The following is a 24,856-nucleotide window of genomic DNA, read 5'->3' on the forward strand; positions in this document are numbered from 1 at the left end:
CGCTCCGTTTCAGCCGAGGACACGGCGGGTCTGGCGGGCGGTGGCGAGCAGGGTGCCGTGGCGGTCCCAGATGTCGGTGTCGTCGACCGACCAGCCGTCCGCGGTACTCACGTTCTGGGTGCGGACCAGGACCGGCGCGGGGGCCGTGGTCGCGGCGTGCAGTTGCATCGACAAGGTGACGGTCGGGATCGCGACCGGAGCGGTCAGCAGCGGGAACAGGCCGGGCGGCAGCGCGTCGGCGAGCAGCGCCAGGCTGGACGCGTCGATCGCGAGTTCCGGATCGGTAGCGATCCAGGCACACATCATCGCCTCGTCCGCGCCGGTGAGCGGCAGCGGTCCCGCGGCGGGGCGAATCACGAAATGCGCGCCCGCCGGAACGATTTCGCGGGGGAGCGCGAACACCGGGCAGTCCGGCGGCGCGGGAACCACTGGCGCGGGCCGGGAACTGTGCTCGGCGATCGCCGTCGTGCCGTGCGCGCCGAGGGTGACCGTCGCGGCGACGACCGGGGCGTCGTCCTGTGTCGCGAGCACGTCCACGACGGCCGTACTGCGGCCGACGCGGTGCGCGGTCGCGTGCAGGGTGAGCGCCCCGAGTGAGGGTTTGCCGAGGAATCGGACGTCGGCGTTGCGAACGGGGCGTTCGTCGGCGCGTTGGGCGACGTCGAGCAGGAGACCGGCGAGCGCGCCACCGTGCGGGCCGGTCCAGCCGCGCCACGAGGCGTCGACTACGGCGCTCCAGTGGCCGGAGTCGGTGGGGGAGAGCCCGAATTCATCGCCGAGCCGCCCAGTGAGTTCCATAATGCAACTCAACCTAAGGCAGTGAGTTCTTTCATGCAACCGACTATGCTCGGGGGATGCGGCGCACCAGCTTCGAAGACATGAACTGCTCCCTGGCCCAATGCCTCGAAGTGGTCGGGGAGTGGTGGACCCTGCTGATCGTGCGCGACGCCCTGTTCGGCGTCACCCGCTTCGACGACTTCCGCGACCGCCTCGGCATCGCCCGCAACATCCTCACCCAACGCCTGGAAGCCCTTGTCGCGCACGAGATCATGACCAAAGAGCCCTACCAGGACAACCCCGTCCGCTACGACTACCGGCTCACCACCAAAGGACGCTCCCTCTGGCAGGTCGTCACCGCGATGCGTCAGTGGGGCGACGAATGGGCCGCCCCCGCCGGACCGCCGGTCCAGGTGGTGCACCAGACCTGCGGCCACATCGCGGTCATCGAACCGACGTGTTCACACTGCGGTGAGCGGGTGCGCGGGCGCGACCTGCGCCCGGTGGACGGGCCGGGCGCGGGGGAGAGCTCGATCCTGCCTGCGCGGAGCGCATGAATAGCGGATAGTCAGGCGCCCACGCCCTCAGCCCCGGGCAACCGTCGGCCGCGTAAGGCCGTGCGATACGGCGCGGGTCGTGCTGCCCGATCACCCGTCGCGAACGAGACTGGAGCGCCCTTGCACTTCCGCCACCGCGCGCTCCGGGTCGGCACCGCGCACTACGGCGCGATCGGTCGTGGCACGCGCCCTCCACACCCGCCACCGTGCCGGTAGCCGAGTCCGCCCGCCACGGCGACCTCTCATATCGCGTGTGCCCGATCCCCATATCGCGTGTTTCCGATCGCCGAGACAGCACGGCCGCACCAGTCGCTGACGACCAGGGCACGCCGATTGCCTCAGCACCGCGACAGCCGAGCACGCCGATGAGTCGATCGCGCCCACGATGTCTCGGCACAGCCAGACGCTCGGCCTACCGCGCGGAACCGCACCGACCGACGGCCACTACCAACACGGCGCGCACCCATGCTCGGCGTCCAGCACGTGGCGCGCCTCGCGCGTCCGCACCGCCGCGTCCGCGATCGCGTGCGAGGGCGTGCCGCGCTGGGCGGCATCGGCCGCGACGTAGATTCCGGGCGCCGCATTCAGCGTCGTGGCGCACCCTCGCGCGTTCGAGCCGAACCGATCCCGTTGAGCAGCGTCCGCACCGCCGCGTCCGCGATCGCGTGCGAGGGCGTGCCGCGCTGGGCGGCATCGGCCGCGACGTAGATGTGCGCGTTGAACACACCCTCGAGCCATTCGGCGGGCAGGTCGGGGTCGAGATCACCCTCCTCCTGCGCGGCGGCGATCAGCGTGCGCAGCGAGACGTCGCCCGTGTCGGCCCAGTGCGGGTTGCCCGCGAACCGGCCGGGATCGGCGAACAGGAACACCACGCGGTCCCCGACCTCCACGAACGAGCGCAACAGATAGATCAGGTGGTCGAACGCCGACGTGGTCTGCTCGGTCGCCGCGCGGGCGATCCCGTCGAGCACTTCCAGCGACTCCACCAGCAGCGCGTCCACCAGATCCTGGCGTTCCGGGAAGTACCGGTGCAGGGTGCTGCGACTGACCTCCGCGCGCTCGGCGATATCGGCCAGCGACGCGGCGAAATCGCGGGACCAGACCGCCAGCGCCGCGGCCAGGATCGCCGTGCGGGTCCGGGTTCGCAGGCCGCTCGACCGTGCCTCCACCCCGTCGTTCGGCCTGTTGCGCACCATGAAATGGACAGTACACGGACCGACCATGCCCGGACATCAGCGGAAAACGATGAGACATTCACGTCCCATAGCGGGTACTGTCTGCTTCAAACGACCGAACGGTATCGGGAGGACACGCATGAGCTCGGCCGCACACCCACGGACCCAGGTCCGCCGCGACACCACCTCGCTGCCCGCGCGCCTGGTCGCGCCACTCACCGCCGCACCCACCGCGATCCGCCGGTTCGGCGCACCGGACCGGCGCGACATCCCGGCCGGCCGCCGCGCCACCCACGCCGCACTCCTCACCCTGCTGTGGTTTCCCGCGCTGGTGCTGGCGGTCATGTCGGTGATCATGCTCGTGCGCGGCCTCGGGTACGGGTTCGTCATCGACGACGACGGCTGGGTGAACGCCTGGGGCGGCCCGTCGCTGGCCGGCGCGTGGATCGTGCACGCGCTGGTCGGGCTGTTCGGCACCGGCGTGGCGATGCTGGGCATGCTCGGGCTCGGCGCGATGATCGACCGGATAGACCGCCGCTACCTCGGGGCGGGCGGACCGGTGTGGCCGGTTCCGCTCACGGTGGTGCTCGCGGCGATCGCGGTGCTGTTCCTCATCGCGTGGTCCAGTCAGATCTAACGGGAGGTGAACTACATTGTCCGACAAGACAACAGCTGATCCCGAGGCAGGCAGACCCCCGCGTCGGCGACGCAAGTGGTTGCTGATCGGCACCGCGGGCCTCACCACGCTGGCCGTACTGGCGTGGTTCACCCTGCGCGACAGCGCACCCGTCGGTCACTTCACCTCCGCCGAGGGCTACGAGCGGTTCTTCACCGCCTACGACCGCGCGATGGCCGAAATGCCCACGCCCGACCAAACTTTGGATCTGCGCACCGACTTCGGCGTGGTCCGCATGTACCGGTTCGACGGCGCGAATCCAGACGCGGCCCCTCTGGTCCTGCTGCCGGGCCGTGCCGCCGCCACCCCCGTGTGGGCCGACAACCTGCCGTCACTGCGCGCGCTGCGCACCGTCTACACCATCGACCTGCTCGGCGAACCCGGCGCCAGCATCCAGAGCCGGCCGATCGAGAACGACGCCGACCAGGCGCGCTGGCTGCACCAAGCCCTGCGCCAGCTGCCGCACGAGACCGTCGACCTGCTCGGCATGTCGATCGGCGGCTGGACCGCCACCAACCTCGCCGTCCGCGAACCCGACGGCATCGGCCGCGTCATCCTGCTCGACCCTGCCATGACCTTCGCCGGCCTGCCGCTCGAGACGATCATCCGCTCCATCCCGGCCTCGGTGCGCTGGCTACCGAAGAGCTGGCGCGACAGCTTCAACAGCTGGACCGCGGGCGGCGCGCCCGTCGAGGACGTGCCCGTCGCCGACATGATCGAGGCCGGCATGCGGTCCTACGCCCTGCACCTGCCCACCACCACCCAGTTCAGCACCGACCAACTCACCAGCCCGCGCATGCCCTTCCTCGTGATCCTCGCCGGCAAATCGGTCATGCACGATGCGAACGAAGCCGCCGACCACGCCCGCCAAACCCTCGCCGACGCCACCGTCCTCATCTACCGGGACGCTTCCCACGCCATCAACGGCGAATACCCGGACCGGATCGCCGCGGACATCGCCGCCTTCCTCGAAGCGCCGCCGACGTAACGATGCGAAACGGCCGTGCGGGCCGGTACGCCTCGAGCTGAGATCTGTTCACGGTGATCCCGGAAGCGGATACGCCGCCAGCCGACGACCCGAACACGCCGCACCACTTGCCGCGTTCCCGGCTGACGCCCGCCGCGCTGAAGGGCTCATCGACACCGCCGTCGACGCCAGACCCGGGACATCGATCGGTCCGCGACAATGCCTACCGCGCTGACAGAAACGCAACGACCCGCCCGGTCTATGGGTCACCGATCCGCGGAGCCGCCCATCGCCGCGTGGTTGGTGATAGTGCGGGGTTCCCGACCGCTACCCGTCGTATTCGGTCCCGCGGCGCGGGAGGGCTCCCCGGCCACTGTGGGTGCCGATCCGGCGCCCGGGTGGACAACTTGCAGCACGATCACGGCACCGTTGGTTCCGTACACATACATCGTGTCGAACAGCTCGAACGGATATGGATCGAGTCGAATGACACGATCGTCCATTCGCAAACTCCGTTCGGCCTCTGACCAGGCCGTCGGGTCGTAGACCACGCGCGATATCGGCCCGGCCCGCAACTGGAGCGCGGTGAGCAGATCGGGCAACTCGGTGACGAGGACTCCCGATCGCGGCCACCAAGTCGCATCGATGTAGTCACTCGCGTCCGGATGAAGATGCAATCGCGGGCCCGGGGTGGTCACCTGCGGCGGCACCGACGGGGTGGGCAACGGAGAAGGCGTCATCGGACGCTCCCATCACGGCCTGACAGCAGGCCGGATCACTTCGATCCGGTGACGACGCGACCCCTGCTGGTCAGCGCGCGTGTTGCCGCCGGACACTGCTCAGCTTACGCCCCGCGCGATCCGGTGTACGCGGTGGGGAAGCACGGTCCGCGCCGAGGTGCGCGGACCCACGATGGGCGGCTGGATCAATCGTGCGGCGTGCCAGCCGTCCGCTCTCGAATGAGGCGGTCGGCGGTCCACAGTGGTTGCAGCATGTGCCAGTCAGCGGGGTGCGCGGCGATTCCGGCGGCGAACCGGTCGGCCAGCGTCTGAGTCGTCGGCCGTACGCCGCCCGCAGTGTCGATCGCGGCGTCGACGTGAAATCCCCAGCCGTCGGGGGTGAACCAGCAGTGCACCGGCAGCAGCGACGCACCGGTGTCGATCGCCAGCCGGGCCGGGCCTACCGGCATGCGGGCCGATTCGCCGAAGAACGTCACCGGCACACCCGCACCAGTCAGGTCGCGGTCACCGAGCAGCCCGACGATCCGCCCCTGCCGCAGCCGCATGGCCAGCAACTCGAACGGCGGCGCGGTCCCGCCGGTGAGCGGGATGATCTCGAATCCCAGGCCTTCCCTGAACCGGACGAAGCGCCGGAACAGTGATTCCGGTTGGAGCCGTTCGGCGACGACGGTCGGTGTGCCGACCCGCTGGACCAGCCAGACTCCCGCCAGGTCCCAGTTGCCGCTGTGCGGCAGCGCCAGCACGGCCCCGCGTCCACGATCGATCGCGTCGTGGATGTGTTCGAGCCCGGTGGCCGCGGTTTCGATGGTCGCGGCCAGCCGCGCGGGATCCATCGCCGGCAGCCGAAACACCTCACACCAGTAGCGGGCGTAGGAACGCAGGCTCGCCCGCACGAGTTCGTCGGGCACCCCTGCCGGGGTGGTGGACAGCACCCTGGCCAGATTCCGGCGCAGCTGGACCGGTCCGCCTCCCCGGGCAGCGCGATCGGCGGCGACCTCGAACGCTCGCATCGCCCATCGCTGCGGCAGTTCCCGCACCAGGCGCCAGCCGACCGCGTACCAGAGATCCCAGACCAGGGCGCTCGGGGTCACCGGTCTGAACCGGCCTGTGCTGGACAGCGGCAGCGGGTCACCGGCGATCTCTGCCGGGGCACATCCGCCGGCGGATTCGGCGAGCGACCGACCAGGCGAGGGCACCGACGACAACAGCCTTCCATCTCTCGAGTGTCCTCCCCATCACTCGCGAACGGCAGCCGTTTCGGCCACCACACGCACCGACAATGACGACCCGTCCAGAGCGCGCGCAATTACGCCTCCGCGGCCGCTCGGGCTGGTGTGACCGGTGAGTAGGATGAAGGAGTCGGGGGCTTTCGCACCGGGCCACCCATGGTTCGGTCGTCGCCCGGCGAGTCGACAAGGGACCGCTTCGCGGCCCCGGTCAGGAGCGTCGCGATGACGCCACAACAACGGGCGATCCTGCTGGACCGCTTCTCACGCTTCGCCGTCCGCAGCGGTCCGCCGCCGTCACCGCGAGCGCGTCACCCGGGTGCGGTGGATGGGGCTTGGTGGCCCCGCACGAACGACCTGGTCACCGAACTGCCCGGCCTGGAGCCGCTACTGGGCAGGCGGGCAGGCGACCTCTGCCGAATCATGTACAACATGGACGCCTGGCAGCCGGCCCCGAGGCGCACAATGATGGGTGGGTGTTCGGTCCACCTCGACGGATATCGGCACCTGCCCGCCCGCACCGTCTGTGTTGTGGGGCTGGACCATACCCGCCTGGTCCTGCTGACAATCCCCACGGACACCGAGAACGCCGCCGCCCAGGCTTTGCTGTCGGCCGCATCCCGACCGGGCAACGAACTCACCGCCTTCGAACTCATGGCCGCGCACACCCGGCACCACCTCGAGGACACGGACAACGATGCGGCATTGCGGCGCTGGGACGACGAGGGCGGGCGCAGCGCGCACCCGCGCAGAGTAAACACGACCGTGCCGGAGGCTTGACATGACACAGAACCGATCGCAGGACAGAGGTGGCGTCGCAGACCGCGGCCTGGGCCGATTCCATGCCCGCGACGACGGCGGGCAGCCCTTCGACACACCCACCCGCACACCGCGACTGCTGCTGAGCGACAGCGACGAGAAGTCCGGCGGCTTCGACGGCACCTGGTGGCCCAGAACCGACAATCTCACCAGCGAACTGCACGACTTGGTCGCCGCTCTCACCACGCGACTGGGCGCTACCACCCGAATCAGCTTCGACTGGAACTCGCTGAGCTTGTCCCAACGCCGCATCGACGCTCCCGACGGAATCGAGGTCACCGGACCGGATCCGGATCAGCCACCGCAGGTGATGGACGTCTTCGGCCCACACGATCGACGCGTTCGATTGCTGGTAATCGACCCCGCCGCCACGGCAGACCGCGCCAACGCGCAGATGCGCGAGGCGTTACGCGACACCACCTCAAATCGTCACAGTGACGATTTGAGGTGACCGATCAGGCGGGGGGAGCGGGAACTAGGAGCGTCCAGGAAATCTTTACGCAAAAATCTCATCTGGCAGGAAATTTTCCATTGCCCAGCCTTCGTCCGCAGAGAGTGGACGACCCGAGACAGCACGATACTCCGACTAGCACCCTCCGGGGTCGACACCAGCCGAAACCCTGAACGCGCGGTCGCACCAGGCAAACACTGATCAACCAACCCGAGCCGAAACCGCTCTGCCCGCCCACGTTGTAACGCCGATAATCAACATTATGTCAAGTAATGGCGTTCCCCGCCGCGCGTATGCCTTCGCGCCCTCCACGATCCCCCTCGTCCGCGGCCCCGGCCATCAAGCACTCCGGGCCGGGCCTCGGACACCAGCCGAAGCCGCACCCGCAGGTGGTGCGATATGAACGCTCCCGGGAATCGGGAGAAGGCGCGGTCGCCGGCCAACACACTCCCGATCGGCGGAGTGATCCCCGGCGAATCTGGGGCTATCGTTCTGTGCGGGCGTGCTCAGCGTTCCCGCGCCGGTCCCCCGGGACCGGTGGCGTCGGCCGGCAAGCGAGGGAGTGGCGATGACCAGCGACAGTGGATCGGGTGGCGCGGTGCGGGTGCGGGCGCTGCCCGCGACGGACTTCGACGCGGAGGCCGGGCGGGCGGCGCGGGCTCGGGCGCCGAGACGGGCTGCGGGAGAATGGGATCCGTCGCAGCGGTCCGAGCCGGCGTTGGCGCGGTTGCGGGCGCAGGAGGCGGTGCGTGATCAGGAGCTGCTCCCCCTGCGGTACGCGCGGATGGCATCGTCGCCGTGGGCGTATCTGCGGGGTGCGGCGGCGGTGATGGCGGCCGATCTGGCTATCCGCCCGCATTCGGGGTTGACGGTGCAGATGTGCGGGGACGCGCACATCCTCAACTTCGGGTTGTGGGCCTCCCCCGAGCGGCAATTGCTGTTCGACGCCAGGGATTTCGACGAGACGCTGCCCGGACCGTTCGAGTGGGACCTCAAGCGGCTCGCCACCAGCGTCTACGTGCTCGCGGCCACCGAGTCGGTGGCCGGCTCCACGGCCGACGAGGCGGCCCAGGCGGTGATCGACGGGTACCGCACGGCGATGCGCCGCTACGCGCGTTCGGGCGAACTCGACATCTGGTACGACCGGATCACCGCCGATATGCCGATGGAGTACCTGACCTCCCACTTCGCCGAGGAGGCCAAGCGCACGATCGACAAGCAGAGCCGCAAGCGGTCGCAGGAGGGCACGGCGCGTCAGCTGATCGTGGTCGAGGACGGCAAGCGCCGCATCTCCGAAGACCCGCTCAAGCGCAGGCATTAGCTGATCGTGGTCGAGGACGGCAAGCGCCGCATCTCCGAAGACCCGCTCAAGCGCAGGCATTTCACGCTCGGCGACGAGGAAGAGGTCAGCGTCTACGAGCAGGTGTTCGACTCGTACCTGCGGTCGATCCCGCCCCACCTCGAGCGGCTGGTCGGCCGGTTCACTCGGATCGACTCGGTGCGGCAGGTGGTGGGCGTGGGCAGCGTCGGCATGCGCGTCTACCTGCATCTGATGGAGGGCGATAGCGGCCGCCAGCCGGTGTTCTTCCAGGTGAAACAGGCGACGGCCTCGGTGTACGAGGAATTCCTCGAACCCAGCCGGTTCGACAACCACGGTGAGCGCGTGTGCGTCGGGCAGCGGTTGATGCAGACGGCCAGCGACATCTTCCTCGGCAGCGTGCGGGTGAACGAATTCGATTACTACGTGCGGCAATTCCGCGATATGAAGATCATCCCGAACGGGCACCAGATCGCGGGCTATCTCCCCCAGTTCGCGGCGGTGTGCGGTGCGGCGCTGGCGAAATCGCACGCGCGCAGCGGCGACCCGGAGGCGATCTCGGGCTACATCGGCAAGGGTGACGCGTTCGCCTCCGGCATCGTCACCTACGCCCGCGCCTACGCCGCGCAGACCCACACCGATCACGCCGATCTGGTCGCCGCGATCGCCGACGGCGAGGTGCGGGCTGCCGAACAGGGCTGGTAGATGCCCGGTTCGAACTGTTCACCCGAATTCCGCCCGGCGAAGACTTGAATGAGTCATACTTCGGAATGTGTCCACGACCTCGGAGTTCGAGCGGATGCTGCGCGGGGCCTCCCTGCGGGTGACCGCGCCGCGGGTCGCCGTGCTGAGCGCGGTACACCACCACCCGCACTCCGATACCGACTCCATCCTCGGTCTCGTCCGCTCGACCCTCGGCGCGGTCTCGCACCAAGCGGTCTACGACGTGCTGCGGGCACTGACCGCCGCCGGACTGATCCGGCGGATCCAGCCCATGGGTTCGGTCGCCCGCTACGAAACCCGGGTCGGTGACAACCACCACCACGTGGTCTGCCGCAACTGCGGAGTCATCGCCGACGTCGACTGCGCCGTCGGCGACGCGCCCTGCATGAGCGCTTCGAACGACAACGGCTTCGTCCTGGACGAGACCGAGGTCATCTACTGGGGCCTGTGCCCCGCCTGCAACACCCCTCACGAGTCGCGATCACACCTGTGATCACAGCCCGATCACTCGCTCTCGAAAGGAAAACGCCGTGCCCGAGGAGCATCCTCCGATCGCCGAGGCCAACACCGAACCCGCCGAGTCCGGTTGCCCGGTGGGCGGTCGCCTCGCCTTCCCCACCGAAGGTGGCAACAGCAACCGCCAGTGGTGGCCGAACCAGCTGAATCTCGCGATCCTGCAGAAGAATCCGGCCGAGATCAACCCCTTCGGCGCCGACTACGACTACGCCGCCGAGATCGCCACCCTCGACGTGCCCGCGCTCAAACGCGACATCGAGCAGGTGCTGACCACCTCCCAGCCCTGGTGGCCCGCCGACTTCGGCCACTACGGCGGCCTGTTCATCCGCATGGCCTGGCACGCCGCGGGCACCTACCGCGTCCACGACGGCCGCGGCGGCGCCGGTGCCGGCATGCAGCGGTTCGCGCCGCTGAACAGCTGGCCCGACAACGCCAGCCTCGACAAGGCCCGCCGCCTGCTGTGGCCGGTCAAGCAGAAGTACGGCAAGAAGCTGTCCTGGGCCGACCTCATCGTCTACGCGGGCAATGTGGCGCTCGAGTCGATGGGCTTCCAGACCTTCGGATTCGGCTTCGGCCGCGTCGACCAGTGGGAACCCGAACAGGACGTCTACTGGGGTCCCGAGCACACCTGGCTCGGCGACGAACGCTACACCGGGCAGCGCGACCTCGAGTCCCCGCTCGCCGCCGTCCAGATGGGGTTGATCTACGTCAATCCCGAAGGCCCCAACGGCAATCCGGACCCGCTGGCCGCCGCCATCGACATCCGCGAGACGTTCAGCCGGATGGCGATGAACGACGTGGAGACTGCGGCGCTCATCGTCGGCGGCCACACCTTCGGCAAGACCCACGGCGCCGGACCCGCCGACCTGGTGGGCCCCGAACCCGAGGCCGCGCCGCTCGAGGAACAGGGCCTGGGCTGGAAGTCGTCGTTCGGCTCGGGTGTGGGCGGCGACGCCATCACCAGCGGCCTGGAGGGCACCTGGACCCCCACCCCGACCCAGTGGGACAACAGCTTCCTGGAAGTTCTCTACGGCTACGAGTGGGAGAAGACCAAGAGCCCCGCGGGCGCCTGGCAGTGGATCCCGAAGGACGGCGCGGGCCAGGGCACGGTGCCCGACGCCCACGACCCGTCCAAGTCACACACGCCGGTCATGCTGACCACGGACCTGTCGATGCGGTTCGATCCGATCTACGAGCAGATCACCCGCCGCTGGCTCGACCACCCCGAGGAACTCACCGAAGAGTTCGCCAAGGCCTGGTACAAGCTCACCCACCGCGATATGGGCCCGGTCGTGCGTTACCTCGGCCCGCTCGTCCCGGACGAGGTGCTGCTGTGGCAGGACCCGATCCCGGCGGTCACCGGGCCACTCGTCTCCGCCGAGGACGTCGCCGCGCTGAAGAAGCAGATCCTGGCGTCGGGACTGACGGTGGCTCAGCTGGTGTCGACCGCGTGGGCCGCGGCCGCCTCGTTCCGCGGCAGCGACAAGCGCGGCGGCGCCAACGGTGGCCGCCTGCGCCTGCAACCGCAGGCCGGGTGGGAGGTCAACGAACCCGACGAGCTCGCCCAGGTGATCCGGGTGCTCGAAGGCATCCAGGAATCCTTCAACGCGGCGGGCGGCGCCCAGGTGTCGTTCGCCGACCTGGTCGTGCTCGGCGGCGTCGCGGCCGTCGAACAGGCCGCGCGCAACGCCGGCTACGACGTGACCGTGCCGTTCGCGCCCGGCCGCGCCGACGCCACGCAGGAACAGACCGACGTCGAGTCGTTCTCCGCGCTGGAGCCGCAGGCCGACGGGTTCCGCAACTACCTCGGCAAGGGCGCGCGCCTGCCCGCCGAATACCTGCTCATCGACCGGGCGAACCTGCTCACGCTCACCGCTCCTGAGCTGACCGTCCTCATCGGCGGCCTGCGCGTGCTCGGCGCCAACCACAAGCAGTCGCCGCTGGGCGTGTTCACCGACAAGCCGGGGTCGCTGACCAACGACTTCTTCGTGAACTTGCTCGACATGGGCACCGTCTGGTCGCCCTCGGCCGCCGACGACGGCACCTACGAAGGCAAGGACCGCGCCACCGGCGCGCCCAAGTGGACCGGCAGCCGCGTCGACCTCGTATTCGGGTCGAACTCACAGCTGCGCGCCCTCGCCGAGGTGTACGCGACCGACGACGCGAAGGAGAAGTTCGTCCACGACTTCGTCGCCGCGTGGGACAAGGTCATGAACCTGGACCGGTTCGACCTGAGGAAGTGAGCACCGGGTGGCGTCGCGCGCGGTGCGTGCGACGCCACCGTCTCCCCCGAACCCGATCGGGGCGAGCCGAAGATCGTTTATTCTCGGAGGTTGGGTCCCAGCCGAGGTGGGCGACATGGATGCCGAGATCGACCCGTGGGCGCACGAGCCCGATCGTGCGAAGGCGACACGCACCGCGCTACGCGAGGTGGTCGCCGAATTCGACAGTGCCTGGCGCCGCTCCGGCGAACCCCCCGACCTCGCCGCGCACGTCCCGCCCACCACCACGCCCTACCGGCGCACCGCGCTCATCGAACTCATCAAGGTCGACCTGCACCACCGGTGGCTGCGCCACAAAGGCCGTAAACGGCTCGCCGACTACCGCCGCCAGTTTCCCGAACTCGACAGCGCGCCGCTGCCGCCCGACCTCGTCTACGAGGAGATCTCGGTCCGCAGCAGCACCGACGACGAGGTCGACCTCGGCGAATACACCGCCGACTACCCGGCCCAGATGACCCGCATCGGCGCCACCCTCGGCGACGAGCAGTTCCACACCACGATGCTGTCCGACCCCGAGTCCGCGCACGCGCTCGACGCCCTCGAAACCGGCACCAGCCTCGACGATTTCGACCTGCTCCTCCCCCTCGGCCAAGGGTCCTTCGCGCGCGTGTTCCTGGCCCGCCAGCGCACCATGCAGCGCCTCGTCGCCGTCAAGGTGTCGCGCGACCGCGGCCGCGAACCCCAGACCCTCGCCCAGCTCGACCACGAGCACATCGTGCGCGTCTTCGACCAGCGCAGCGTGCACGACCGCTCCCTGCGCCTGCTCTACATGCAGTACGTGCCCGGCGGCACCCTGCTCGGCGTACTCCGCCACCTCCGCACGACCGCGCCGGGCCCGCGCGGCGGGCAGACGCTGCTCGACGCCGTCGACAAAGCCGTCACCGAAGGTGGTGTGCTCGAACCGCAGCCCTCCGAAACCCGCAGGCAGCTGGCCGGACTCAGCTGGCCCGAAACCGTCGCCTGGCTCGGCAGCAGACTCGCCACCGCCCTCGACTACGCCAACCGGCGCGGCGTGCTGCACCGCGACATCAAACCGGCCAACGTGCTGCTCACCGCCGACGGACACCCCAAACTCGCCGACTTCAACATCAGCTTCAGCAGGCACATCCCCGGCGCCAGCCCCGCCGCCTACTTCGGCGGCTCCCTGCCCTACATGTCGCCCGAACAGCTCGCCGCCTGCCACCCCACCGAAACCCGCTCGGCCGCCGACCTCGACACCCGCAGCGACCTCTACGCCCTCGCCGTCGTGCTCTGGGAACTGCTCACCGGGCGTCTCCCGTTCGACGACGAAGGCGACACCGGCGACTCCGACGCGTCCCTGGCGCGCATGATCGAACGCCGCAGCAAACCGGTCGATCCCACGCTGCCCGTCCCGCCCGACTGCCCGCCCGTGCTGCGCCAGGCGCTGCTCACCTCCCTCTCCCCCGACCCCGACGACCGCTACCCCAGCGGCGCCGAACTCGCCCATCAACTCGAACTCAGTCTCGACCGCACCGCCCGCGACCTCGTCGCCCCACCCGCGCGCAGTCTGCGCGCCCGGCTGCGTATGCGGCCCATGCCCGTCGTGACGCTGTCCAGCGCACTCGGCCAGCTGCTCGGCGTGCTGTACCTCTCCGCGCACAACACCACCCTCCTCGAACGCGAACTCACCCCCGAGGCCATGAGCGGGCTCACCCGTCTCGCGGTCCTCGTCGGGTTCCTCGCCTACCCCATCGGGATCGGGTTGCTGCTGTACTGGTGCCGCGCGGTGTTCCTGGTGCCGGAAGGGTTGCGGCACGGCAAGAAATACGACGAGGGGACGCTGGCCCGCGCGCGAGCCGACACGCTGGTGTGCGGGGACCGCATCGCCGTGGTCGCGTTCGCCGGCTGGACGCTCGCGCTGTTGATCTTCCTCGTCCAGCTCACCACCGAAGCCGACCTCAGTCCCGGGCTGCTCACGAATCTCATTGCCTCCCATCTGGTCGCGGCCGCCGTCGCCGTCGTCTACACCTACTTCCCCGTCACCTTCTTCGTCCTGCGCTGGTACTACCCGGGCCTGCTCGCCGCCGGCCATCCCGCCGCCGACGAATCCGCGCGCCTGCGCAGACTTTCCGGGCGCGCACGGATCTACCTCGGCATCGCCGCCTCGGTTCCGCTCTTCGGCGTCGCCGCCGGCCTCGCCTTTCTCGACTCCGACCAGCAGCGCGCCGTCATCGGCTCCATCGTCGCCCTCTGCGTCGGAGGACTTTTCGCGTTCCTCGTGGCCATGCGCGTGTACTACATCCTCGAATCCGACCTGCGCGCCCTGGACCGCGTGGTCCGGCACGCTTAGCATCCCGAGTCCCGACTGGTCATCCGACCGATCGACGGTGGGGAACATCAGTTCGACTAACGTTCCTGTGGTGCTTGGACATTCACACGCGACCAGTGGCGCACTCGCCTGGTCGGCGGCAGCGGCGACGCTGCCACTCGCGGCATTGACGTATCCGGTAGCCCAGAACACCGACGCGCGGCTCGGCCCCGTCGACGTGCTCCTCGGCGTATTCCTCACCGCCGGTGCGGCATTGCTCCCCGACGCCGATCATCCCAAGGGCACCATCTCGCACGTCCTCGGGCCGCTGTCGCACGTGCTGTGCAAGATCATCTCCAAGCTCGCGGGCGGGCATCGCCAAGCCACTCACTCGTTCGTCTTCGTGGCCGTCGCCGCCTACGGCACCTGGGCCGGAATGCACTGGATCGGACGCAATTTCACGCTCGCGCTCGTCTTCTTCCTCCTCGCGCTCGCCCTGCGCGCCCTCCACCTGCACCCGCCCGGCGACAGCATCCGCGCCTGGGGCACGGTCGTACTTCTCGCCGTCGCAGGAACTTTCGCGATGGACCACTGGATCAGCGACAAACCCGCCTGGTTGCCGTTCTGCGTCGGCCTCGGCGCTCTCGCCCACATCCTCGGCGATTGCCTCACCGACCGCGGGTGTCCCCTGTTGTGGCCCATCAAGAAGCGGGTGTCGTTCCCGATCATCGAGCGCACCGGGAACAAGGTCGAAACTTGGATCCTGACACCGCTGTTCGGGGTGGGGACGCTCGCGGTGCTGTGGCACGTGTTCACGGTCGCGCCGTGAGGTGAGTGCGTGCGGCAGTCTCCTCCCGACACTGCCGCACCCACCTTCTGGTCTTGGCGTCCTTGTTGATTACTGGAGTTGTTCGCAGAACGTGAACAGCAAGAGAGGGAAACGCTATCTGGATACATAGCGATATCTTGATACCCGAATCGTAGATAACCGGTTTGCGTGACCTCGAGGATCCAGCCGCATCCACTTCGACAGCCCACCCGATGCCGAATCCGGCTCTCCCACAACAAGTAGTGCGCCTCGCCAAGTCCACTCCCCTACCCCACGAGCGCCGACGCGTCGACGATGACGTCTGCCGCTCCCCCAGCCGTCAACGAACTAGTGTCGATTGCCGCACTCCCCCTCGGTCTCAGACTCAGGTCGCGGGACTCGTCCACCGCACGCGCGATGGAGGCGGTCAAGTCCGCGCCGGCCAGCCCGAGACGGTGGTCTCCCTGCAGCGGCGGGCCGGCTCCCGCCGCTCGCGACGTGATTCGCTCGGCCAGCGCATCCGGAGACGCGTGCAGCCAGAACACCCGCGCCGACTCCACGCGTTCACCCAGAACCCGCATGGTCGCCGGATCGCCACCGATCACGACGACCTCCGCGCCCTTCCCCGCGAACGTTCCCGCCACCGAGAACGCATTCCTCGCGCGGAGTTCCGCGAGCCGATGGCCACCATCCAGGAACCCGAGCTGGTGCGTATCCAGGTAGCCAACCGGCACAGAGGATTTCGCCAGCTGAGCGAAGGTCTGGAAACCGACAGTGGAGACACCGACACCACCCGGACCGGTGATGGTGAGGAGCCGCGGCATCGCCCTCTCACCACCGGACCCCGCCTCGCCGCGGCCGGCCGCACGGCTCAGATGCGCGCGGGCCGCCGAGACGAGCTCCCCCGCCAGGGCTGCCGTCGGTCGTCCGGCCGTATCGAGACGCAGAATGAACGCCGCCGTCACTCCGGACGCCGAAAGCGCGGAGAGCAACCGGTACCCGACCGTCGATTTCCCCACCCCGGACGTTCCGAGCAGCCACATGACAGGAAGCACGGCTCCCGACCGTATGACACACCCGATGGCGAACTCGCCTCATTTTCCCAGCCGAGCACGGGACCCCTCCCTCCCTTGCTGTTTGTGGGGGTCTGCGGTTGCAGTTGTCGCGACTGCCGATTTGGATCGCACTAACATGCGTCAATGCGCATATCGTCATAGCAATATTTAACTCTGGGAGGCTTCGCCGCGGGCTACCCGAGCCCAGCAGGGACCGCGAAGTTCCGCGAGACTCGCGCGGAGTCCCCTTCCCCAAGGTGCTGCGGCGACGCGGAGACACCACTCCCCCATCACAACTCGCGCCCGGCTCGCCTGGGACCACTCCCAGACTCCCCCACTCCCGAGCCCTACCCCGAGACGATTTCGGTGCACAACTGTACACTCAATTCTCATGTCGGAGAGTGTGCCGCAGCGGCGGGCCGAGGTGCGGGCGCTGGCCCGGTTGGCGGGTGACGAGCTCGGGGGCGCGGTGGACGGGATCGGCGCGATCCACCGGGCCGTGTCGGATCGGGTGTTCGCGACGGTGCGGCTCGGGGTGGGGCCGGCGGCCGCCCCCGTGAAGGTGGTGCACGACGCCATCACCGACAGCGTGTACCGGATCATCAGCGGCGCGGCCGTCGGTGCGGGCATGGTCGCCGAACGGGCCGTGGACGTGCCCGGTGTCGCGCCGTCGCGCACGGTGCTGGGGTCGGGACTCTTGGCGGCGGTTCAGGGGTTGATCGGTGACGAGCTCGAGGAGAACCGGCCGATTCTGGCCGCTCCCATGACCTTTCGCGTGGACGGCAACCCGGTCCCGCCGGAGACGATCGCCGCCGATGCCCCGCGTACCGGGCATGTGGTGGTCTTCCTGCACGGCCTGGTCGAGACCGAGCACGCGTGGCGGCTCGGCGGGCGCCCCACCTACGCCGAGCGACTGAGCGAGGATCTGTCGTGCGCGTGCGTGCAGGTGCGCTACAACAGCGGACTGCATATTTCGGAGAACGCTCGTCAACTCAGTGAGCTGGTGCAACGGCTGGTGGAGAGCTGGCCGGTGCCCGTGCGGCGGCTGACGCTGATCGGGCATTCGATGGGCGGGCTGATCGCGCGGGCCGCCTGCTTCGACGGCGAGCAGTCGAGCACGCCGTGGGTGCGATCGGTGAGCGAAGTGGTGAGCCTCGGGTCCCCGCACCTGGGTGCGCCGTTGGAGCAGGTGGTGCATCGGCTGTCGGCGCTGCTGGCGCTCGTGCCGGAGACGCGGCCGATCGGTAATCTGTTGCGCCGCCGCAGTTCCGGGATCCGGGATCTGCGGTACGGGTCGCTGGTCGACGAGGATTGGCGCGGGTTCGACGCGGATGCGCTGGGCCGGCGCGCCGTGCGGGAGGTGCCGCTGCTCGTCGGTGCGGAGCACTACTTCGTCACCGCGACCGTCACGAGGAGTCCGCGACATCCGTTGGGCCGGGTGATCGGTGACGGCCTGGTGCTCACCGGCAGCGGTTCGGGCCGCAGCCACGCGCGGCGGCTCGGGTTCGCCGAGGAGAACGGCTTGCACGTGCCGGGGGCGAATCACTTCACGCTGCTCAATAACGACGCGGTCTATTCGGCCTTGCGCCGCTGGCTCGGTGCGGACATGGCGATCGCCCGCTGACCGCCGCGGACTCGAGCACGTGCCGAGTGGCTCTCGATTTCAGCACCCGGCCACCGCCATCTCGCGCGGCCCCGGCGTACACCCAGCCTGCTCGTGCGCACGAGCTGCCCACGCGGCATCGCCCGAACCCACGCACACTCGGAGCGCCGCCTCGACGGACCGGTGTGCGATCCCCATCCGCGCGCACCCAAGCGTGGCGAGCAGTGGCCGCGCCCGAGCATCATGGTGCACCGTGAAGCCGTCACCGGCTCGTGGCCCCCACCGTGCGCACCGACCGCCATGGGAAAGCGGAGCGTCACCGCGGTGCCGCGAACCCGCATACTCCTGGTAGGGATCGTGGCAGGCTGGGCGCATGACACTCGATCATGGTGATCCCGGGGACGCGCCGTCGGTGCCGCCGCCGACGGCGCCGGTGGAGCAGGTGGTGCGGCCGTCGGCGGCGGAGGAGGCGCGCACGATCGCGGCGGCGACGAATGTCGCGACGTTGGCGAGTCTGAGCGCGGACGGTGGACCGTGGGCCTCGTTCGTGACCTACGGGCTGTTGGAAGGTGCTCCGGTGCTGTGTGTTTCGCGGCTGGCGGAGCACGGGCGCAATCTCCTCGCGGATCCGCGCGCGAGCCTGTCCATCGTCGCGCCGGACCTGCCGGAGGACCCGTTGGCGGGTGCGCGCGTCACGCTGGCCGGGGTGGTGGAGCAGCCGGAGAGTGACGAGGCGGGCGCGGCGCGGGCCGCGTTGCTGGCGGCGGTGCCGGTGGCGTCGAACTACGTGGACTACGGCGACTTCTCGCTGTGGGTGTTGCGGGTGCGGCGGGTGCGCTGGGTCGGCGGGTACGGGCGGATGGATTCCGCGACGGCCGAACAGTATCTGGCGGCGGAGCCCGACCCGGTGGTGCCCGCGTCGGGCCGCGCGGTGGCGCATCTGAACGACGATCACGCCGACGCGCTGTTGGACATGGCACACGCGTTCGGCGGGTATCCCGACGCGACGGAGGCGGTGTGCGAGCGCGCGGACCGCTACGGGCTGGATCTGCGGGTCCGGACGCCGCGCGGCGTGGCCCGCACCCGCGTGGGCTATGCGCAGCCGATCGCGTCGGCCGGTGAGTTGCGCGCGGCGACAGTGGATTTGGCGCATCGGGCCCGCGAGGCCCGCACCTGAGTACTCCTACGCTTCCCTCCGCCCACCCGCCGGGGCGATCCTGGTGTCATGACGAAGTTCCGGGGGTTGACGGATCGGCGGATGCCCGCCGGTCGAGTAACGGCACGGCGGGAGGTGGGGCGGTGAGGCGATCACGCATCGTGGAACACCTCCTCGGATCCCGCTGCGCCACCGACAATTCCGGCGTGGGCGCCGGTGCGGACCGCGCCACGGGCCACGTGCCGGTGCGGCGGGGAGAAACGGTCCTGTGGGTCGCGGAGTGCCCTTCCCACCGCACGGGGTGATTCGAGTCAGTGGCGCGCCGGAGCGCTCCTGACCGACCGCGCCCGAGGTCTGCGCACGACCGCGTGGTCATGCAGGACCGCCGTGGTCCTGACTGAATCGAGGTCTGCGTCCGCATGGAAACCGCAGCGAACACGCCCGACACCGGGGCGTCCACATCACTTGACGCGGCGACCCGCGACATGACGCACTCCGCACGCCTGCGCGCCCACAGCACCGTCTCCACCGCGCTGGCGCGGCACAGCGATCACGTGTTGCAGGACCTCGTGGACGCGGGCTCGCCCCTCGGGACGGGTATCGGCGGGACGTCCGCGCTGCTGGAGGTCGCCGGAATCCCGGTCTTCGTGAAGCGTATTCCCCTCACCGACCTGGAACGGCAGCCGGAGCACGTCCGGACGACGGCGAATCTTTTCGACCTACCGCAGTTCTACCACTACGGCGTCGGCTTGATCGGCGCGGCGGGCTTCGGGGCCTGGCGCGAGCAGGCCGCGCACACCATGACGACGAACTGGGTGCTCGCCGCCGAATACGAGGGTTTCCCGCTGATGTACCACTGGCGGGTATTGCCGGACACGACACCACTGCCGGAGGAGCTCGCCGACATCGACCGCGCCGTCGCCTACTGGGAGGGCAATCCACAGGTGCGCCGCCGGATCGAGGCCCTGCGGGATGCTTCGGCGTGCATCGCGTTGTTCCTCGAGTACATCCCGCAGAACCTGCACGAGTGGCTCGGCCGCCAGGTCGAGGCGGGTGACGAGGCCGCCGACCGGGCCTGCGCCCTGGTGGAGCGAGAATTGGCCACCGGCACCGCATTCCAGAACAGCCGTGGCCTGCTGCACCTCGACGCGCACTTCGAGAACATCCTGACCGACGGCCGGCGCCTCTACTTCAGCGACTACGGCCTGGCCCTCTCCCACGGCTTCGACCTCTCGCCGGACGAGTCCGCGTTCTTCGACCGCAACCAGACCTACGACCGCGGCTACACCACCACCTACCTGGTGAACTGGCTCGTCACCGCCCTGTACGGACTCCGGCCGGGCGACCGGGAGGCGCGCACCGCGCTGGTGCACGCGTTCGCGGAAGGCGAGCGCCCCGAGGGCATTCCAGCGGGGGCCGCCGTGGTCCTCACCCGAAACGCGCCGATCGCCGCACGAATGTCCGCCTTCACGCACGCGTTCCAGCACGAGAGCCGCGACACCCCGTATCCGGACAAGGAGATCCGCCGCCTCCTCTACGACCGACCCGAACGGAACCCCGACATCGGACAACCCGCCGTATAGGACCGCGGACCGCGGCGCACCGACTCGATGTCCAACCGATATGCACAACAAGGCGACCCACCACCCAGCCGACAGGGCAAGCGCCAGCCAACCACTACCCATGCCTGTGGCACCGGCACCAGATGCCAAGTGCTACACCAAAGGCGCCAACGCCCCACTACTCATACCTGTGGCATTGGCACCAGATGCCAGGCAATACGCCGAAGGCGTTGGCCCCCCAGGCAATACGCCGAAGGCGCTAGCCGACGCTGAGCATGGCCACGAGCATGTCGGTGAGTTCGGCGATGTCGGTGTCGAGGTCGGGGGTGCGGGTGCCGTGCTGGATGGCGCGTTCGTAGTCGGCGAGGAGGGCGAACAGCAGGGTGGTCATGGTTTCCAGGCGCCGGCGGCGGTGGCGTGGGGTGAGCTGGGTGAGGGCGGCGTCGAGGCGGGTGGCGAGGATGCGGACGGCCGCGCGGTCGGCGCCGGCGAGGCGGCGGGCGTCGGCGATGGCGGGGTGGGTGCGGATGACTTCGAGGAAGCGTCCGTAGTGGCTGTCGGGGTCTTCGGCGACGAGTTCGACCATCGGTCCGATGAGCAGGGTGACGAGGGTGCGCAGTTCGGTGGCGGTGCCGTCGGCTTCGCGGGCGGCGAGCAGGGCGAGGCGGCGTTCTTCGAGGCGGTTCATCTTGCGGTCGACGATGGCCTCGATGAGTCCGGTGCGGGATTCGAAGTAGTAGTGCACGGCGGAGTTGTTCCGCTGCCCGGCCGCCGCGGCGATGTCGCGCAGGGGCACGTCGACGCCGCGCGCGGCGATGAGCCGCTCCCCCGCGTCGAGCAGGGCGGTGCGGGGGTCTTCGGCGGCCATGGGTGCACTGTAGTTGAAGCCGAGCCTTGACCAGGTTAAGCACTAGTGATTAATTGGCTGGTGGGGGCGAGCGAGCAGGAGGCTGAACAATGCGGTTCACGTACGCGGAGACGATGACCGACCCGTCCTATTTCATTCCGCTGGCACAGGCCGCGGAGGCCGCCGGCTACACGTCGATGGCGGTGGCGGACAGCATCGCCTACCCCCGTGACTCCGACGCCACCTACCCGTACACCCCGGACGGCAGCAGGGACTTCCTGGAGGACAAACCGTTCATCGAGGCGTTCGTCCTGTCGGCGGCGATGGCGGCGGCCACCACCACGTTGCGGTTCACCCCGTTCGTGCTCAAGCTGCCGATCCGCCCGCCGGTGCTGGTGGCCAAGCAGGCCGCGTCGGTGGCGGTGCTGAGCGATAACCGGTTCGGCCTGGGGGTGGGGATCAGCCCGTGGCCGGACGATTTCGAGATCATGGACGTGCCGTTCGCCAAGCGGGGCGCGCGCATGGACGAATGCGTCGACATCGTGCGCGGTCTCACCGCGGGCGGCTACTTCGAGTACCACGGCACGGTGTACGACCTGCCGCCGATCAAGATCAACCCGGTGCCGACCGAGCCGATCCCGATCCTGGTGGGCGGCCACAGCGATCCGGCGCTGCGGCGCGCGGCCGAACGCGGCGACGGCTGGATGCACGCCGGCGGCGACCCCGGCGAGCTGGACCGGTTGCTGGTGAAACTCGACGCGTTGCGCGCCGAATGCGGGACCCGCAAGGATTTCGAGGTGCACGTGATCTCGCTGGACGGCTTCACGGTGGACGGGGTGAAGCGCCTGGAGGACAAGGGCGTCACCGATGTGATCGTCGGCTTCCGCTACCCCTACACCCGGGAACAGGACACCGAGAGTCTGGACACCAAGATCGCGAATCTCTCGCGTTTCGCGGAGAAGGTGATCGCGCGCACCGCGTCTTGAGTGCGCTCGAGGAAAGCCGAAGCCGAACTCACCGGCCCGCCGCGCACCGGCGCGCTTACGGTGGTGCGGTGAGCATCGCCGAACGGGTAAGTGTGGCGCTGGGCGCGGAGGTGCGATCGGTGTCGGCGCTCGGTACGAGTCACGCGTGGACGATGGCGCGTGCGGAACTCACCGACGGGCGCGTGGTGTTCGTGAAAGCGTCCGAGGGGTCGGCGGGGGCGTTGGCGGCGGAAGCGGCCGGGTTGCGGTGGTTGGCGGAAGGACCAGGAGAGCTGACGCCGCCGGTGCTGGCCGCCGCCGACGGGTTGCTGGTGCTGCCGTGGCTCACCGAGCGCTCCCCCACGCCCGCGGCGGCCGAGCGGTTCGGGCGGGATCTGGCTGCGCTGCACGCGGATTCGCCCGGGATGTTCGGCGCGCCCTGGGAGGGGTGGATCGCCTCGCTGCCGCTGGACAACACGCGCTCCGAAGGCCCGTGGGCACGCTGGTACGCCGAACGCCGGTTGTTGCCCTATGTGGAGCGGACGGCGTCGGTGTTGGGCGCGGAGGGCACGCGGCTGCTCGAGCGCGTACTGGAATCCGTCGAGGAGTTCGCGGGTCCGGCCGAGCCCGCTGCGCGAATCCACGGAGATCTCTGGTCGGGAAACCTGTGCTGGACGGATGAGCGGGTCGTGCTGATCGACCCCGCCGCGCACGGTGGGCATCGCGAGACCGATCTGGCCATGCTCGCGCTGTTCGGGGCGCCGTTCCTGGACCGGATCGTGGGCGCGTATCGGGAGGCGCATCCGTTGGCGGCCGGGTGGCGGGCGCGAATCCCGTTGCACCAGTTGTATCCCCTGCTCGTGCACGTCGCGCTGTTCGGGGGCGGGTATCGGTCGCAGACTCTCGCCGCCGCCCGCGCCGTGCTCGGCGGGTGAGCCGCAGCGCGGGCGCGCACATCTGTGTACGGTCGAAGAGCGCTGGGCGACAACCGGCTCCGCCCGAGCCCACGAAACTCCGGAATTGCGGTCCGGCGGTGGGCCTGCATTCTCGTGAAGCGCCGATCCGGACGTTCCTCGGCCCGCGGTGGTGCGCAGCTTTCGGCGCCGACCGGCTCGATGCCGGAACGGAAGTCGACCGGACCCTACGGAACCACTTCGGCGAGCAGCTTCCTCGTCTCCGCGTCGGCCGGGAAGAACGATTCGACGGCGAGTTCGGCGACCGTGATGTTCAGGGGCGTGCCGAACACGGTGGTGACGCTCAGCAGCGACAGCTCGTGCCCCTCGTGCCGCACGCGCAGCGGGACGACGGCTTGGTCCGGTTCCGGCAGCGCCGGGTCGACCTCGCCGCCCGGGTAGGCGCGCATCTCCTCGAGCATGTCCGCGAGGTCGGGCGCGCCGGTGGCTTCCCACTGCCGGGTCAGGCGCGCGAGCAGGTGCCCGCGCCATTCGGCGAGATTCACGATGCGCGGGGCGAGTCCGCGCGGGTGCAGGCTCAGGCGCAGCACGTTCACCGGCGGCCGCAGCAGCGCCGGATCCACGTCGGCGAGCAGCGGCGCGATGCCTGCGTTCGCGTCGACCATGGTCCAGGCGCGGTCCACGGCCAGCGCCGGATACGGTTCGTGCCCGGCCAGGATCTGGCGCATGGCCGCGCGCACCGCGTCCATCGCGGGCGAATCGAGCGCGGGTTCGGCGTAGGCGGGGGCGTATCCGGCGGCCAGCAGCAGACGGTTGCGTTCGCGCAGCGGGATGTCGAGGTGATCGCACAGGTGGGCGAGCATGGCGCGGCTCGGGGTGGCGCGGCCGGTTTCGATGAAGCTGAGGTGCCGCGCGGAAGTCTCGGCGCGCCCGGCCAGTTCGAGCTGGCTGAGCCTGCGTTCCTGTCGCCAGTGCCGGAGCAGGTCGCCGGCGGTGGGGGTGCTCACGCTGTCGATATTACGAACCGGTCGGTGGCCACCCGGCCGGAATGCGGCGCACGGGACGCAGCGCGCGGTCGGCGTCGAGGTAGGCGCGCGACACCACCGAGGTCAGCAGGTCCAGCAGCTCCACCACCGGCACGCAGTCGGGAATGGGGTCGCCCACCCGCTCGCGCATCTCGGCCAGACCCGACTTCACGCCGTCGTGCACGGCGTGCTGGACGTCCTCGATGGGCACGCCGTCCATGGCCCAGCGCGTGGTGTCGCGCGCGAGCCTGCGCAGCATCCCGTCCAGCGACGAGTCGGTGTCCTCGAGCAACGCGAGCGCCAGGTCCAACCCCATCCTGATCGCCGCGCCGACCTCGAGCCGCGCGCCATCGTCCATAGGATTTCCGCTTCCTCCCGATCCGCGTCCACCGTATCGACCGGTACGGCGCGGGGTGCGGCGGCGG

At 69.5% G+C, this 24,856-nt stretch carries 22 protein-coding genes and 2 pseudogenes; 16 read left to right on the forward strand and 8 right to left on the reverse strand.

Features of this window, described 5'->3' with window-relative positions; all coding sequences use genetic code 11:
* Positions 1 to 9: 9 nt before the first annotated feature.
* Entirely contained in the window at positions 10 to 798 is a 789-nt protein-coding gene (locus OHB21_RS29770; protein ID WP_195124290.1) for a thioesterase family protein, read from the reverse strand.
* A 56-nt stretch (positions 799 to 854) separates the two neighbouring features.
* Between OHB21_RS29770 and OHB21_RS29775 the strand changes: the two genes are divergently transcribed.
* On the forward strand, positions 855 to 1,334 hold the full coding sequence (locus tag OHB21_RS29775) for a winged helix-turn-helix transcriptional regulator (RefSeq protein WP_067501288.1): 480 nt from the start codon (positions 855 to 857) through the stop codon (positions 1,332 to 1,334).
* A gap of 584 nt (positions 1,335 to 1,918) precedes the next feature.
* Here OHB21_RS29775 and OHB21_RS29780 read toward each other — a convergent pair.
* Entirely contained in the window at positions 1,919 to 2,530 is a 612-nt protein-coding gene (locus OHB21_RS29780) for a TetR/AcrR family transcriptional regulator (RefSeq protein WP_067501278.1), read from the reverse strand.
* A 118-nt stretch (positions 2,531 to 2,648) separates the two neighbouring features.
* Here OHB21_RS29780 and OHB21_RS29785 point away from each other — a divergent pair, with 118 nt between their 5' ends.
* Positions 2,649 to 3,146 (forward strand): hypothetical protein, encoded by a 498-nt coding sequence (locus OHB21_RS29785; protein WP_067501272.1) that lies wholly within the window; start codon positions 2,649 to 2,651, stop codon positions 3,144 to 3,146.
* 16 nt (positions 3,147 to 3,162) lie between these two features.
* Entirely contained in the window at positions 3,163 to 4,173 is a 1,011-nt protein-coding gene (locus OHB21_RS29790) for an alpha/beta fold hydrolase (protein ID WP_084537171.1), read from the forward strand.
* Between the two features lie 245 nt (positions 4,174 to 4,418).
* On the opposite strand, the gene OHB21_RS29795 is transcribed toward OHB21_RS29790, so the two are convergent.
* Positions 4,419 to 4,850: a DUF5994 family protein gene (locus tag OHB21_RS29795; RefSeq protein WP_147265763.1), complete on the reverse strand. Its 432-nt coding sequence runs from the start codon at positions 4,848 to 4,850 to the stop codon at positions 4,419 to 4,421.
* A gap of 227 nt (positions 4,851 to 5,077) precedes the next feature.
* Positions 5,078 to 5,983, reverse strand: coding sequence for a phosphatidylinositol mannoside acyltransferase (locus tag OHB21_RS29800; protein WP_195124291.1), 906 nt, complete (start codon positions 5,981 to 5,983; stop codon positions 5,078 to 5,080).
* A 360-nt stretch (positions 5,984 to 6,343) separates the two neighbouring features.
* Between OHB21_RS29800 and OHB21_RS29805 the strand changes: the two genes are divergently transcribed.
* The 8 genes and pseudogenes from OHB21_RS29805 (at position 6,344) to OHB21_RS29840 (ending at position 15,325) form a co-directional block, all read left to right on the forward strand.
* On the forward strand, positions 6,344 to 6,898 hold the full coding sequence (locus OHB21_RS29805) for a DUF5994 family protein (RefSeq protein ID WP_195124292.1): 555 nt from the start codon (positions 6,344 to 6,346) through the stop codon (positions 6,896 to 6,898).
* Position 6,899: 1 nt separating this feature from the next.
* Positions 6,900 to 7,388, forward strand: a complete 489-nt coding sequence (locus tag OHB21_RS29810; protein WP_195124293.1) for a DUF5994 family protein — start codon at positions 6,900 to 6,902, stop codon at positions 7,386 to 7,388.
* Between the two features lie 369 nt (positions 7,389 to 7,757).
* A pseudogene (locus tag OHB21_RS29815) lies at positions 7,758 to 8,141 on the forward strand (hypothetical protein); the annotation flags it as partial.
* A pseudogene (locus OHB21_RS29820) lies at positions 8,134 to 9,411 on the forward strand (DUF2252 domain-containing protein). The pseudogenes OHB21_RS29815 and OHB21_RS29820, both read left to right, overlap by 8 nt.
* Before the next feature lie 67 nt (positions 9,412 to 9,478).
* Positions 9,479 to 9,922 carry a Fur family transcriptional regulator gene (locus tag OHB21_RS29825; protein ID WP_067501246.1) on the forward strand — a complete coding sequence of 148 codons (444 nt, stop codon included), beginning with the start codon at positions 9,479 to 9,481 and terminating at the stop codon, positions 9,920 to 9,922.
* A 37-nt stretch (positions 9,923 to 9,959) separates the two neighbouring features.
* Positions 9,960 to 12,188 carry a catalase/peroxidase HPI gene (katG, locus tag OHB21_RS29830; protein WP_195126538.1) on the forward strand — a complete coding sequence of 743 codons (2,229 nt, stop codon included), beginning with the start codon at positions 9,960 to 9,962 and terminating at the stop codon, positions 12,186 to 12,188.
* A gap of 115 nt (positions 12,189 to 12,303) precedes the next feature.
* The gene (locus OHB21_RS29835; protein WP_195124295.1) at positions 12,304 to 14,538 is read left to right on the forward strand and encodes a serine/threonine-protein kinase; all 2,235 of its coding nucleotides are present in this window, start codon (positions 12,304 to 12,306) and stop codon (positions 14,536 to 14,538) included.
* Positions 14,539 to 14,608: 70 nt separating this feature from the next.
* Positions 14,609 to 15,325: a metal-dependent hydrolase gene (locus OHB21_RS29840; protein ID WP_067502058.1), complete on the forward strand. Its 717-nt coding sequence runs from the start codon at positions 14,609 to 14,611 to the stop codon at positions 15,323 to 15,325.
* A gap of 266 nt (positions 15,326 to 15,591) precedes the next feature.
* Here OHB21_RS29840 and OHB21_RS29845 read toward each other — a convergent pair whose 3' ends face one another.
* Positions 15,592 to 16,359, reverse strand: a complete 768-nt coding sequence (locus tag OHB21_RS29845) for a hypothetical protein (RefSeq protein WP_195124296.1) — start codon at positions 16,357 to 16,359, stop codon at positions 15,592 to 15,594.
* A gap of 391 nt (positions 16,360 to 16,750) precedes the next feature.
* Here OHB21_RS29845 and OHB21_RS29850 point away from each other — a divergent pair, with 391 nt between their 5' ends.
* The 3 genes from OHB21_RS29850 to OHB21_RS29860 all read left to right on the forward strand — a co-directional run bounded on the left by OHB21_RS29850 (position 16,751) and on the right by OHB21_RS29860 (position 20,701).
* Positions 16,751 to 17,983, forward strand: coding sequence for a lipase family alpha/beta hydrolase (locus OHB21_RS29850; RefSeq protein WP_067501240.1), 1,233 nt, complete (start codon positions 16,751 to 16,753; stop codon positions 17,981 to 17,983).
* Between the two features lie 352 nt (positions 17,984 to 18,335).
* Positions 18,336 to 19,139 carry a HugZ family pyridoxamine 5'-phosphate oxidase gene (locus OHB21_RS29855; protein ID WP_195124297.1) on the forward strand — a complete coding sequence of 268 codons (804 nt, stop codon included), beginning with the start codon at positions 18,336 to 18,338 and terminating at the stop codon, positions 19,137 to 19,139.
* A 398-nt stretch (positions 19,140 to 19,537) separates the two neighbouring features.
* Entirely contained in the window at positions 19,538 to 20,701 is a 1,164-nt protein-coding gene (locus tag OHB21_RS29860; RefSeq protein WP_228788449.1) for a protein kinase family protein, read from the forward strand.
* Between the two features lie 238 nt (positions 20,702 to 20,939).
* Here the strand turns inward: OHB21_RS29860 and OHB21_RS29865 are convergent, their stop codons facing one another.
* Entirely contained in the window at positions 20,940 to 21,548 is a 609-nt protein-coding gene (locus OHB21_RS29865; RefSeq protein WP_067501235.1) for a TetR/AcrR family transcriptional regulator, read from the reverse strand.
* Positions 21,549 to 21,637: 89 nt separating this feature from the next.
* On the opposite strand from OHB21_RS29865, the gene OHB21_RS29870 reads away from it, so the two are divergent.
* Together OHB21_RS29870 and OHB21_RS29875 are read left to right on the forward strand one after the other, a co-directional pair.
* A complete protein-coding gene (locus tag OHB21_RS29870) occupies positions 21,638 to 22,513 on the forward strand; it encodes a TIGR03619 family F420-dependent LLM class oxidoreductase (protein ID WP_195124299.1) in 876 nt (291 codons plus the stop codon).
* A 68-nt stretch (positions 22,514 to 22,581) separates the two neighbouring features.
* Complete coding sequence (locus OHB21_RS29875) at positions 22,582 to 23,427, forward strand: fructosamine kinase family protein (RefSeq protein ID WP_084537168.1); 846 nt, start codon at positions 22,582 to 22,584, stop codon at positions 23,425 to 23,427.
* A gap of 206 nt (positions 23,428 to 23,633) precedes the next feature.
* Here the strand turns inward: OHB21_RS29875 and OHB21_RS29880 are convergent, their stop codons facing one another.
* Together OHB21_RS29880 and OHB21_RS29885 are read right to left on the reverse strand one after the other, a co-directional pair.
* Positions 23,634 to 24,422: a helix-turn-helix domain-containing protein gene (locus tag OHB21_RS29880; RefSeq protein ID WP_067501223.1), complete on the reverse strand. Its 789-nt coding sequence runs from the start codon at positions 24,420 to 24,422 to the stop codon at positions 23,634 to 23,636.
* A 1-nt stretch (position 24,423) separates the two neighbouring features.
* Positions 24,424 to 24,789: a hypothetical protein gene (locus OHB21_RS29885; protein WP_067501221.1), complete on the reverse strand. Its 366-nt coding sequence runs from the start codon at positions 24,787 to 24,789 to the stop codon at positions 24,424 to 24,426.
* Between the last annotated feature and the right edge of the window lie 67 nt (positions 24,790 to 24,856).

Source organism: Nocardia puris (assembly GCF_036051655.1).
In the GTDB taxonomy this organism is placed as follows: Bacteria; Actinomycetota; Actinomycetes; order Mycobacteriales; family Mycobacteriaceae; genus Nocardia; species Nocardia puris.